The sequence below is a fragment of the Desulfosporosinus paludis genome, assembly GCF_045689965.1.
GTDB lineage: Bacteria > Bacillota > Desulfitobacteriia > Desulfitobacteriales > Desulfitobacteriaceae > Desulfosporosinus > Desulfosporosinus paludis.
In genome coordinates this window covers 4,271,756-4,284,505 of record NZ_CP144211.1, presented here as the reverse complement: position 1 = coordinate 4,284,505, position 12,750 = coordinate 4,271,756, and the positions used below count along the sequence as shown (strand labels likewise).

Sequence of the window (12,750 nt, the reverse complement as noted above, 5' to 3'; positions counted from 1 at the left end):
TTACTTATGTAACTCCTTATAACTAATACTACTCCATTTTCCTTCCTCAAGTTGAAGAGTTTCCTCAATTTTACGAACAGCGAAACCAGAATGCCCTTCTGAAATCACTTGATACCTACCACTACTTGAGACAATCACGATTGTTGCCTGCCCAGTGTCGAGGGATAGATCTCCTCGCCGTAACCCAGGATTTTCTTGCAAATGGGCTTTTGCCCACTCAATTCCTCCTTCTGCCACGTAAAGCGCCTGTCTGCTCTGAAGTTCTCGTTTAAGCATCCTCTTCTCCACATTTGCCTTTAGATACACTTCCATTCCGAGTCCAGAGAAGGCTGTTAGCAAAATAAGGATGAGCAGACTGATAAAACCCTCCTTGAATCTCTGCACACAGAAGATATCTTTGCAGATACACGTTGTCGTATGGCCATTTTCCAGCTCGCGTTTTGTCCTTGGACATTGATATGCAAAGAAACCTCCCATAGTCCTGGTTCCACCTCCAAGCTTTCCCAACTTGTCAAATAGCTGGCGATAGGCTGAGATACCCCCAAGTGTTTCCAGTATAAATCCTTCGTTCCGTCATTATCCAAATCAGCAATGAAATAAGAATCCTGAGTCGGGGTAGGATTATCATCATCGGGCAGAGGCAGAATCGTTAATTCCTTCCGATCCGAAAGCCATTGGACGGTTTTTGCTCGTCGAATTTCAGCGGCGATTGTTTTTCCTGCGGTCATTGAAGCGTAATGCGCTTCCAGTTGGTTTTTCAGAGCATTGGCACCCTTCCATTGCTCTATCAGTAAACTCAAGGTACTTGTTAAGAGAATACTGACAATAAGTAAGGCAAAAATCACTTCCAACAGGGTCATGCCGATATCAGCTCGAACACTATTCAACTTCATAAAGACTCTCCAACTGATACCGGCCTTCATTCCCCCGTTCTGCCCAATGCACCTCCACACTAATTTTCAGGAGTTGAGGCATGTCAGCCCAGTCGGAACGTATGAACCAATGAAAAACTCCTTCGCTCCCCTGTACAACTCCTCCGGGTATGCAGGCCTGAGATGCGATATTGTCCCTCCAGCTATGAGCTGCCAATTGATCCATGATGCTCTGGGCAAGGTTAGCTCCTTCTATTAGAGACGAAACCTGATGAGTTTCGAAAATTGCTTCCTCTGTCAGCCCATACAAAACAGTAAAGCCCAAGGAATAAAGAAAGATCGCCAGCAGCACATCAAACAATATATAACCCTCAGATCGTTTATATCTCTTCGTTGCCATCTCCTCCCATGTGTCATTAACTCAACCTATCAGTCAGGAACACTCAAGTAACTTGGTTGTATCCACTCTCCTTTCTATTTTACCTGCCCAAGGGCGTCGATTTGATAACTTTGGGCTGAGTTAAAGGGGTTTATAGGTATTTCCTTTAAATAAGGTCCCCGCCATCCGCTTATCCCCGTCGGTAAGTAAACTAAATCAGAAACATGCACTGGAAAATTTCCAACATCCAGGCGATAAATCTGTGCAGCGCCTTCAATCCTCTGCTTATTGGCTAGATCGACTTGCTGCCGAACATAGTACGACGACGAACTAAAGTGCGGCACAACTAGGGAAAGCAGAACGCCCATTAAAAATAGAACCAACGCAAGTTCCCATAGGCTATAACCCGCTTGCCTACCCTTCTTTAATCTATCCATCCCAGCCACGCAAGCCATTATTCAGCATTCTCCTCGAAATTGACTCATTTTTTTGTAAACTTTCTCTGTCCGTCATAAAACTCCTTCTTCAATCGACATATGTTTATAAGATTAGTAATCATTAGTATTTTTATCTGATTAATCACTGAATTCAATCAATTTTTATCTCTTCAAGAAAATAAAACAAAAGATCCGACAAGAATCTCTTAATTCCTGTCAGACCTTTATCCAACCTATGTAAAAAGTTAATAAGCTTTCAGCAACTGCTCAATTTAATCTGAAATGACATGGTGCCAAGCAGCTAAGATCTCACTATCCAAACAATCTTTGGAAATCACAGCGTTTCCGATCCCTTGTGGCAAAATTAGAATTTTACGTCCTCCTTGATTTTTTTTGTCTGCTTGCATTCGTTGCAGCAAGGCCTGAGGATCTTGGCCCGAGATTGTCGTCGGTAATCCATAATGTTGCAACAATTGTTCTATTTTCTCCACCTCGTCTAAGGTGATGAGTCCTTTGGCATTGGCAAGATGGGCAGCTGCAACGATACCAATACTAACTCCTTGACCATGCGTTACACCTCGATAGTTCATCTGGGTTTCTAAGGCATGCCCAAAGCTGTGCCCCAAATTCAACAATCCACGAATCCCTTGTTCTCGCTCATCTTGCGACACAATCCTAACTTTAACAGAGGAAGACCTTGTCACCATCATTCGCCAAATCGAAGGGTCACGCCGCTTTATGCCGTCAACTTGAGTTTCAAAAAAGTCAAAAAGATCTGAGTCTGCAATCAAGGCATGTTTAATACTTTCCGCTAAGCCGTTTTCCACTTCAATCCAGGGTAAACTTTCTAAGGTCGTAAAATCTGTCCAAACAGCTTGGGGAGGGTGAAATGCACCTAAAATGTTTTTGCCTGCTGGATGATTGACTGCAACTTTACCACCAATACTGCTGTCCACCTGCGCCAACAACGTGGTAGGAACTTGTATCAAGCGAATTCCTCGCATAAATACACTTGCAAAAAAACCAGCCAGATCTCCGATCACCCCACCGCCAAGAGCGACGACCAACGTTTTACGATCAGCACCATAACGTAACGCCGCCGTAGTCAACTGGCTCAAACGCTCTAAGGACTTTTCTGTCTCCCCGGCAGGTACGACCAACAAATTAACGCGATAATCTTCCAAACCTTTCATAAGCCGCTTAGCATATAAGTCTAAAACCGTTTGGTGCGAGATTATCAGAATATGCTCGACCTTTTCGGGCAGAGAATGCAGATAGTCACCCAATTCTTCGAGGGGAGCTCCTAAATAAACCGGATAGCTTCTATCCGCTAATACTTCAATTTTTTGCCACTCTGCTGAACTCATGAATAGCCATCCTTCCAAGTTGGGCGAGAATCTCACTCACAACTTCATCAATCGTTTTAAGCGTGGTATCCACCGTAAAGTCAGCCTTTTCGTAATAGGGCTGCCGTACTAACCATAGTTTTTCAATCTCTTCTCTAGAGCTTTTGAGGAGTGGGCGGTCATTTTTATGACCGATCCGATTGAGAATAACCTCTAGGGTGGCATACAAACTAATGATGATCCCGTTCTTAGCCAAGGCTTCCCAATTTACCGGATTCAGCACAGTACCGCCACCCGTTGCAATGACAAGTTTATCTTCCTGAGACAGCCGATCGACAACGATTCTTTCTTCCGATCGAAAGCGAGTCTCTCCATGCCGGCGAAAAATTTCACTCACACTTAATTTCGTCACTTCTCCAATTTCACAATCTGTATCGGCAAAGTTCCAAGCAAGCGACTGTGCCAGGCGCCTACCAACTGTGCTTTTGCCGGTTCCCATAAACCCGATGAGAACAATGTTTCGCATGGAGATCCCTCCTCTCACTCTTTATAATTTCAGATACTCTTTATACTCTTCCCAAGCTGTTTCTAATTCCATAAAACTGTCTGCAGGAAATTTCTCCAGGACTGCCTCTGCGATAACCCAAGCCACTACATGTTCTAAAACTACCAAGGCTGCAGGAACTGCGCAGACATCTGAACGCTCTACACTGGCCTTAACGATCTCTTTCGTTTCCAAATGGACCGTATTTAGAGGCTGATAGAGAGTGGGGATTGGTTTCATAACGGCTTGAAGGATAATCGGTTCTCCGTTACTCATCCCTCCTTCAATTCCGCCCGCATGATTGGAAGCTCTATGATAACCCTGCCCCTGAGTATACTCTATCGGATCATGAACCAGCGAACCCATTTTGGCTCCAACATCGAACCCTATTCCAAAAGACACTCCTTTGATCGCTTGAACGGAAAGAACCGCTTGAGCCAATTTCCCGTCAAGTTTGCGGTCCCATTGCACGTGCGAGCCTAATCCAGCAGGAAGATGCAGAACTTGAACTTCTAACATTCCTCCCAGGGATTCACCCAATTCTCGTGCTTCAAGCAGTCGTTCTCCCATTTTACGTTCAGCGTCAGGGTCACCCGCGGACCACTCCGATTTTTGAACCCGCTCCCAGTAGTCATCGTCATCGGACAATCTGGCCTGAATTCCGCCTACGGCAAGAACCCGCCCTCGAATCTCCACACCCAGTTTGGACAATCCTTGTCTTACAACGCTGCCGATCGCCACGCGCATAGCAGTCTCACGAGCGCTCGCCCTCTCAAGGATGTTCCGAACCTCCGTCCGATATTTAAGGGCGCCAGTCAGATCAGCATGACCTGGCCGAGGAGTCATTACTTTACGACTTTCTAAATCAGCCTCTTCTCCCCAAGCCATGATTTTCTCCCAGTTTTCCCAATCTCGATTTAAAACCTCCATAGCCAGGGGAGCTCCTGTGCTGAGTCCTCCACGCACACCGGAGAGAAAATGAACCTTATCTTGCTCAATAGCCATACGACCTCCGCGTCCCGGCCCTTGCTGGCGTTTCTTGAGGGCTTGATCGACAAGATCTTTGGAAATCTTCATTCCCGAGGGAAGTCCTTCTATAATTCCGATTAGCTTTTGACCGTGAGATTCCCCTGCCGTTAAAAAGCGCATACTTATCCCCTCCCTCAAATTCTATGATGAAAATGTTCTACAAAGAGTTCGTTAATCAGATTCACTACTTAAAAGATTACTTTTCTTTAATCCGCATGCCGACAGGTGCAATAACGACACTTCTGTGCTCACCTAAAGAGTTGGTTAAAGTAATCGTTGTGCCCACACTTCTTCCCGATGCGTTGAATAATAAATTTTCGGGTTGACCCAGAAATTGAACCCCATCCTTTAAATGAATATCCTTAATTCTTGTTCCTTCGCGGAAAATCTGATAATGATGGTCTCCGGCCTGCGGATAAAACTTAACCTGATACCAATCATTCTCCGCCAAGGCTGCCTGACGGGTATCTCGTATTTCTTCTAATAATTGAGTCGTCATAAAAGCCAGGCGATCCCTCTCTATATGGATAGGGGGCTTAAGCAAGAGTACAAAACCCGCACTCGCCACAAGAGTTAAAACAAGCAGCATTTCCAGAAGGGTAAATCCGTGCTCTTCATCGCTTATCTTAGACATGGCTTTTTTCCTTACCCTTTATAAAACATCTTTTGCAGCAGTTGATCCTTCAAACCCTTGCGCATAGCCTCCAGGGGAGCTTGTCCTCCCAGCCAAAACTCCCAGGCCAAGGCCCCTTGATAAAGCAGCATGCCTACTCCGTCTAATGTACGACATCCCTGTTTCCTGGCCTCCTGTACAAAGGCTGTTTCCCTGGCATTAACTATAATATCCACCACGAGTGCCTGCTCGGAAATCCCTGCTAAGGTAAACGGAAAAGGCTCACCGTGCAGCCCTAATGAAGTGGTTTGAACCAATAGATCCACATCCTTGAGCCAATCACCGGGTTCAAATGATCCTGTACTTCCTTTTCCCCCCTGTCGCTGAACAAAACGGGCTAAATCCATAGCCTTTTCAGGAGTACGATTAAGAATATGTATATGCATTCCCCGTTCAGCAAGAGCTAAGGCAATTCCTTTGGAAGCTCCGCCAGCACCGAGAAGGACTGCCTTTTTGCCCGCCAAACTTTGAAGATCTCCCTCTATTGAGCAGACAAATCCATCTCCATCCGTATTATGGCCTATCTTTTTGCCTTCGTGGATCTTTACAGTGTTCACGGCTCCTGCGCGCCGAGCTTGAGGAGTAAGGATATCAAGGTAAGCTATAATACTCTCTTTATGAGGCAAGGTCACGTTCCACCCAGCAAACCCCAAAGCACACAGTCCATTGACCGCCTCAGCTAGATGAGCCGGGTGAACATGAAAGCGATGGTAAACCGCATCAATACCTAAATAGTTATATCCAGCATTGTGCATCCCTGGCGAATAGGAATGCTCGATAGGGTCCCCTATAACTGCATAATGCTTCTCCATAGCAAACTTCCTTTACAAAATGCTTAAGCAACGTAAAAGGTGAATTCCCAGGCAATACGGTAGAGAAAAAGGAATGGCTGGCCATTCCCTCGTTGCTTCTCATCTAAATGGATTTTATTAATGGATCTTAGGACTTGCCGGTTTCGCGGAAGCAAAATGCTTCATCATCCAGACAAGCACTCTTTCCAAACGACGCATAATCCGTGTCCCTAAAAATTCACGATCATTAATGGGAATTACCAAAATTGTATAGAGACCAAGTCTGTTTCCACCTAAAATATCTGTAAACAACTGATCTCCAATAACAGCAGTATCCTTATGCCCTGTTCCAAGAAGCTTCATTCCCGCACGAAAAGCCCTTCCACGTGGTTTTGTCGCTCCAAAAACAAAAGGAATTTGTAACTGCTCAGCAACAGCTGCAACGCGTTGTCGCTTTTTATTATTCGACACGACGCATGCTGAAATACCAGCTGCTTTAACCTTAATAAACCATTCTGCAACCTTTGGACCCACTTCGAGATCATTCCAGGGCGTCATAGTGTTGTCTAAGTCTATAATTAGCCCCTTGATTCCATCTTGAACAAGTTGCTCAACCACAATACAATCTAAAGAAAGAGCTTGAAGTGTCGGTCGAAAATAGTCAAACATTGAACCCTCCAAGTGTAGACTTTTCATAATTATACCTTAGAGAATGGTTCCAGGGCAAGTCGAGGGATCATTTATTTGAATCTACTTTCCTCATCTCTTCCATCAATTTTAGAATAGCTTTTTTTAGTCCTTGAGACGTAGGATCTGGAAATCTCCAAAGCTTTAGCAATCTTACGTTGAGTCCGTTTCAGGTTTGAATTTGGATATTTACTTGTATTAATTTCCCACATTACTAATCAAAGGCAAATCCCAAATATCCTAAGTCACCAGGGCTAATAATCCAATCCGATTTTTTATGTGTCTTAAACATCCCGAAAGGTCGTAAAGTGCCTCTTAAATGCTCGCCTAAGTATGGTGGTATGCGAAAAATGTATTCATTAGCTGATACAAGTTGAACTATCTGTTTTATAGCTACGTTTATAAAATCCTCAGGGAGTAAGATTTCTTTGATTAGCACCTTGTCTGGGCTAATTCTTTCAACCGCAAAACAACCCCCAATATCTTCAATATCGACGGCATAAATATCTGCGCCAGATAGTTGAGACAGTTTCTTCTGATACGCAATGTCTTCATCAGGATACGAAATATAGAGTCTGCCGTTTAGTTGGCTATTTCTTCGACGGTTATACTCTTGAGGGGTTATTGATGTGATAGTACAAGTGCACTGTTTATTAATAGGGAGGCTATCTAAACTATGGGAAAAAAGTCGAGTCTCCTTGATATAGAATCCGTTGCGGTATCCTTGTTTACAATAATAGTCAAAAAGCCGGGGATTGGCTGGTACTAATACCGAAAGTTCAGTCTGGCAAGCTCTAAGATATTGGTCGCTAAAATTTATTAGTTGGGTAGCAAAACCTTTGTTTTGATGTTGAGGATCGGTTGCGATTGCGTATATCATGGAGGTGCTAAAGCTATATTTATCATGCCTCACTGTCCTGACTGGCATCATTGTAAGCATAGCTGCAATCTCTCCTTCATGAAGCAATACAGCTGTTTCATCGTTCTTATACCGATTGGAATAGTAGAAATCAATATAACTGACAGGGTCACCAAAACAAAGTTGCCATATCTCTTTTTGGCGATCTACGTCGCCTTTTTGAGCCAGTCTTATTTCTTGCATCTTAATTTTATTCTCCACCTTGTTCTTTACCCCTCAAAATAGGTTGCCATGTATTTTTCTTCCATTCTGTCCGGATGGTAGGATAATTTAGCCTTTCGTAGTCCTTCAACACCCATATCCTCCTCACGGTTTACATAAATCAGATTAGGATAATTCTTTTTAATTAACGAAGCAAATTCATGATTGATCATTTGATAGGCACCCACGATATTGCCAAAGGCCTTTTCAATATGTATGACATAGGTGTCTGAATTTAGTTTTTCTCCCATAGTGTAGGCGATCACCTTCCCCTCCACTCGAATAAGTCCACCCTCTAAACCCAGTTCTGGAAAATGATTAAAACAACGACGTACTGCACAGTTTTCCTTGTAAATACTACCTTCATCGCAAGGATTAATCTTACACCACTCTTGATTCATTTCCCAACACTCAGATAGATTATCTCGGTTGATTGGTTCAAAAAACCAATCATGATTCTCCTTCATAAATCGATTGAGATAATTCCGTTTGGAGTGAAGTGAATTTCCTGAAAGCGTAACAAGCTTGTCCAGGAAATAAACATAATCAAAGCTGTCCCGCATCTCTTTATATTCGAAATGCTCAGGATACTCGCGATTTATCATCAAAATATCTTCGGGCGAAATTCCAGCTAGTACAAATTCGTGCTTGCAGGAAACTGCGTCTTGTTTCATAACCTCAAATACAGACTTGAGATTCCCCGAACCTGCAGGATAAAAATAATAGGGGATATCATCAACAACCCCTTTGACTACAAGATAACCCGCTACCTGTGCAACACGATAGTTATAAATTTTCGACCAAGCAAATATGTTTGTAAAATTTTGATGACTGCCACGCATGTCAGCAATTGTGAGAAGGGGTTCTATCCATTTCTTATCGTGAAGTTCTATTTCTTTAAAGTCAATCATTTTTCTCCACCTAACCATTTTAGTTCTTTCTTATAGGATTTACTTTCGAAGCTTGCAAAATTCCTTGTCTAATTCTGAAAAAAATATCTATGTTTACGATAGAACTCTTAAGAACTTTCTCCATTCAAGACTTATCTTTAAGGTGGATTTTATCCATATACCTCAATTATAACTCCAATAAGCAAAAACATAACCTACCTTAATTTAGATTCCAACAGTTATGATTTGGTAGCAAGGTCACGATGAATACCACGAAATTCACATTTTTTCAATTGTTAGGCCCCATTTTATCTCAAGATCTTTGGCAAAAAATTAGCCGAAACGTTAAGTCCCGTAGATTGGCCTACCAAGGTCCTTCGCTCGATATTTAATGACTCTTAACAACGTGTTTATACGAACCCTTTACCTCCTTTGTGCAAAAACTTTACAGAAAAGGCCCCCCAACAAAAGGACGCCAGCGACAAGATTCGGAACGAGTCTATAAAGAAACTTTGGAACAAATGCCTTCTGGAGAGATGGATGACCTTTTTTATAGTAACGAGATCTTCTAAACATCCAGCCCATAACTCTAAAAAAATGTGGATAAGGACTAATACAATGCTCGGCAGCGATTCTGAAACATACTGCAAAAACAAGAGGCTAACGGTCTGTCAGCCTAATGTTACTAAATGATTTAATCTAGGTTCTTTTACTTCTGGACATGAATTGTACAGTTCTTCTGGAGGCTTTAGCAACTTTATGCTACTGAGCTAATTTAAACATTATTAAGCAGGCCTAAACTCAAACGGTCATTTATAATCAAAAGAGTGCTCTATTTTTCTTCCGACGCTCTAGCTATTGTAACTCTATTTCTACCAGTTCGCTTAGCCTCATAGAGTGCTGAGTCTGCCCTTTCTACTATTAAGTTTATATCATTAACAGAGTCTGGATAGATAGCAATACCAATAGAGACTGTGATGGAAATGGATCGACCGTCAATTAGATAGAACTTATGGTCTTGTACTGCCAACCTAATCCTCTCAGCAACTTCTATAACTTTATCTCTGGGACAATCCGTCATCAATACTGAAAATTCTTCTCCTCCATTTCGAGATACGACATCTGTATGACTACTTGAGCTTAATAAGATTTTACTTAAATCCTCAAGGACTTTGTCGCCATTTTGATGTCCATAAGTATCATTTACTTTCTTGAAAAAATCGATATCGATAAAAAGCATAGTTACTAGACTTTCACTTGTCAGTCCATTTATTATCTTATTTAACTCGATATCAAACTGTCTGACATTATTTAAACCTGTACGGTGATCCTTTGATGAATCGAGTTGATATTTTCTGTATATAAATTTCGATAAGTCAAGATATGAAATATAGAGATATATAAAGGTTGAAACTAGGCCGGTACAAAGCCAGTAAATAATGATTGTTTTGAATAACAAAACTCGGTCATTGATCAAAATAATAAATGCAATACTTGGAACTATTAATGTAAAAAGATACATAGTTAACCATTTCTTAAATTTACTCATGCCCAGATAAGAAGTATATCCGCAACCAAAACTAATGACAACTACTGGTATTGTAGCTATTATTGATTGATAAGTAAGACCTGCGTAAAGTAATCGAAAAACTCCAATTATAAGACCTGTTATAAGAGCAGATGTTAAGCCGCAGTATATTGCTGCTAACATTATTGCAATATTTCGAAAATCCATAATTACGCCTGGTAAAATTTGAATGCTGCTTGCCATAAGGATTATTCCCAAGATACCGGCTGTTAGGCTAAAAAATAGTCTTAATTCCAAAGGAGAGGTCGGTGATATGTCTTTATTTATTAGTATCTGGTTGCCTATACTTATCGCAGCAATAAGTATGGATGCATTAAAAAAAAGGTCTTTTAACATTTTATGAACTCCTATAGTTACGATATTAAAAAAGGAATATTAGTTCAAAACAAGCAGCAGTTTCTAATTATTTGTCGATGGAAAAATTATATCAATCGCGCAACAAAACCTAGTATAACATTTTCCAATTACAAAAATAAGGCCAAAATAATAAATTCTTACAATAAAGCTTCTATATAAAATGATGCATAAAAAAATCCTCGCTAGGAGGAGTAAAGGAGATGGAAGGATATATTTCCCATGTTTACTAGTTTCTCTAGAATATTGTTGAATTGTAACAATTTTAGTATGATTGTGCAGTGAAATCATCGTGAAATAGTATAAATAAATAGAACCAAAAACCTTATTTTATTTGATTAGCCTCACTTAATTCATCATGTTTTACTGGAAGCGTCACGATAAATGTGGCTCCTTTTCCCTCCTCTGAATTGACCTCAATAGTGCCATGGTGCTTATTTACAATAATGTCATAAGCTATAGCTAGACCTTGACCAGTGCCTTTACCCACTTCTTTAGTTGTAAAGAAAGGATCAAATATCTTTGAGATTATCGAATGAGGAATCCCTTTTCCAGTATCACTAAAAGTTATACAAATATTAGGTTCCTTATATTCTGTTTGAATTTGAATCATACCCTTAATAGTTGTACCGTTGTCAACTAGTTCTTTAATAGCTTGAGAAGAATTAATAATCATGTTAAGAGCGACCTGGTTAATTTGGTCAATAGCACAATAAACAAGGGGCAAGTTTATTTGCCTTACTCATATTTTCTTCAGATTGCTAACATACATCCTCGCACTCAATCTCAATTTGGGTTAACCTCGTTCTGTTAATGTGAAAGTTGAATCCCTCTTGTTAAAAAATTTGGGGAGGTATTTATACTTCGTACCCAAATAATATTTTGAAAGTGGCAACATGCTCAATAACTGCATCATTTTTATGGTTAACACAATAGTTAGCAAAAAGATTATTATGCTTGACACCAAGATACTTTTTACGGTATATACCTTGCATAATTCCATCGCCACAGCTTGGAGCACAATAACATGCCCCAAATAACAAGAATAAGAATATGTAGCTGCCTCTTTAATCTGACGATAAAGCTTTGGTTTTTGGCTTGAAATGTAGCATGATAAACTATAAAACACAAAGATTGACAAAATCATGAATGATACTTTTAGGAAACAGTATAGGTACCCACTCGAAATATTGTTATGTCCGGGAAGATGCGGGCTTATTTCAACGTAATAATTGTAGAGCATCAACGGTACGTAAGCTAGTAATATTTGTTTTTGACAACGCTGGAGCCACACCAACAAATGGGGATATCCGAAGATGACATACGCTCCAATAACAAAATATATCGACCACAATAAAGGCGTTCGATCAAGGAATTTCTGTTCATTAAACGTTGAGGTTCCAAATAAGACCTTGCCGATCAACTTCGTAATTCCATTATTTTCGAGCAATATTAAATAAAACACAAAATAAGTTACTAAAAAACCTACTTTGTAAAGCCTGGCCATCCGCAGTATTCGTTTAGTCAACCATAATATTAATGGAAAGAAGAGATAAATTCTTAAAACCATTGACATATACCATAGATGATACCTTCCGGTTCCGGCTGCTAGTTGTCCAATAAAATTGCCATAAGAAGGCTCGTCATATTGTTTGGCATCCAATATATTAATTATTGTCCAAACTACATACGGCAGAAAAATATAACAGATACGCTTTTTATAAAAAGTTAGGATATTCACTTTTTCCCCATGGTTATAGAATAGGCTGATCGCAGCAATCATAACAAACATAGGCACAGCAGATTGAGCAATGACGTAAAACAAGCTCAAGATTAGTGATTCAGCAAAGCCAGATCCTTCCCGCCAGGCAAACGCGCCAAAAACGTGCTGGGCTACAACGAATACAAAGCCAATCACTCTTAGGACGTCTAATTCTTTAATATGTTCTCTGTGCATATTTAACCCGCTTTCCTATAAAACCGGAGCCTACAGAGAGGCTCTTTCTGATTTTCATTTTTTAATATTGTCGTAGATGTTAT

At 40.7% G+C, this 12,750-nt stretch carries 15 protein-coding genes and 1 pseudogene; all 16 read right to left on the bottom strand.

What is annotated here, in order from left to right:
- Positions 1-276 (bottom strand): hypothetical protein, encoded by a 276-nt coding sequence (locus VZF35_RS21245; RefSeq protein ID WP_407308263.1) that lies wholly within the window; start codon positions 274-276, stop codon positions 1-3.
- 56 nt (positions 277-332) lie between these two features.
- Positions 333-893 carry a prepilin-type cleavage/methylation domain-containing protein gene (locus VZF35_RS21240; protein ID WP_407308260.1) on the bottom strand — a complete coding sequence of 187 codons (561 nt, stop codon included), beginning with the start codon at positions 891-893 and terminating at the stop codon, positions 333-335.
- A complete protein-coding gene (locus VZF35_RS21235; RefSeq protein WP_407308258.1) occupies positions 880-1,272 on the bottom strand; it encodes a hypothetical protein in 393 nt (130 codons plus the stop codon). The genes VZF35_RS21240 and VZF35_RS21235 overlap by 14 nt, the downstream gene beginning before the upstream one ends.
- Before the next feature lie 74 nt (positions 1,273-1,346).
- Positions 1,347-1,706 carry a type II secretion system protein GspG gene (locus VZF35_RS21230; protein ID WP_407308256.1) on the bottom strand — a complete coding sequence of 120 codons (360 nt, stop codon included), beginning with the start codon at positions 1,704-1,706 and terminating at the stop codon, positions 1,347-1,349.
- A gap of 254 nt (positions 1,707-1,960) precedes the next feature.
- Positions 1,961-3,055, bottom strand: coding sequence for a 3-dehydroquinate synthase (gene aroB / locus VZF35_RS21225; protein ID WP_407308254.1), 1,095 nt, complete (start codon positions 3,053-3,055; stop codon positions 1,961-1,963).
- A complete protein-coding gene (locus VZF35_RS21220) occupies positions 3,027-3,560 on the bottom strand; it encodes a shikimate kinase (protein ID WP_407308252.1) in 534 nt (177 codons plus the stop codon). The genes aroB and VZF35_RS21220 overlap by 29 nt, the downstream gene beginning before the upstream one ends.
- A 21-nt stretch (positions 3,561-3,581) precedes the next feature.
- A complete protein-coding gene (aroC, locus tag VZF35_RS21215; RefSeq protein WP_407308250.1) occupies positions 3,582-4,727 on the bottom strand; it encodes a chorismate synthase in 1,146 nt (381 codons plus the stop codon).
- A 76-nt stretch (positions 4,728-4,803) separates the two neighbouring features.
- Positions 4,804-5,241, bottom strand: a complete 438-nt coding sequence (locus VZF35_RS21210) for a prepilin-type N-terminal cleavage/methylation domain-containing protein (protein WP_407308248.1) — start codon at positions 5,239-5,241, stop codon at positions 4,804-4,806.
- Between the two features lie 11 nt (positions 5,242-5,252).
- On the bottom strand, positions 5,253-6,092 hold the full coding sequence (gene aroE, locus VZF35_RS21205) for a shikimate dehydrogenase (protein ID WP_407308246.1): 840 nt from the start codon (positions 6,090-6,092) through the stop codon (positions 5,253-5,255).
- Between the two features lie 117 nt (positions 6,093-6,209).
- The gene (locus tag VZF35_RS21200) at positions 6,210-6,740 is read right to left on the bottom strand and encodes a YqeG family HAD IIIA-type phosphatase (RefSeq protein ID WP_407308245.1); all 531 of its coding nucleotides are present in this window, start codon (positions 6,738-6,740) and stop codon (positions 6,210-6,212) included.
- A 67-nt stretch (positions 6,741-6,807) separates the two neighbouring features.
- A pseudogene (locus VZF35_RS21195) lies at positions 6,808-6,928 on the bottom strand (sigma factor-like helix-turn-helix DNA-binding protein); the annotation flags it as partial.
- Positions 6,929-6,972: 44 nt separating this feature from the next.
- Positions 6,973-7,878, bottom strand: coding sequence for a GNAT family N-acetyltransferase (locus VZF35_RS21190; protein WP_407308243.1), 906 nt, complete (start codon positions 7,876-7,878; stop codon positions 6,973-6,975).
- Positions 7,879-7,886: 8 nt separating this feature from the next.
- Positions 7,887-8,789, bottom strand: a complete 903-nt coding sequence (locus tag VZF35_RS21185; protein ID WP_407308241.1) for a DUF2156 domain-containing protein — start codon at positions 8,787-8,789, stop codon at positions 7,887-7,889.
- A gap of 811 nt (positions 8,790-9,600) precedes the next feature.
- Positions 9,601-10,692, bottom strand: coding sequence for a diguanylate cyclase (locus VZF35_RS21180; protein WP_407308239.1), 1,092 nt, complete (start codon positions 10,690-10,692; stop codon positions 9,601-9,603).
- A gap of 343 nt (positions 10,693-11,035) precedes the next feature.
- Positions 11,036-11,386 (bottom strand): sensor histidine kinase, encoded by a 351-nt coding sequence (locus VZF35_RS21175; protein ID WP_407308237.1) that lies wholly within the window; start codon positions 11,384-11,386, stop codon positions 11,036-11,038.
- A gap of 120 nt (positions 11,387-11,506) precedes the next feature.
- Complete coding sequence (locus VZF35_RS21170) at positions 11,507-12,667, bottom strand: acyltransferase (RefSeq protein ID WP_407308235.1); 1,161 nt, start codon at positions 12,665-12,667, stop codon at positions 11,507-11,509.
- Between the last annotated feature and the right edge of the window lie 83 nt (positions 12,668-12,750).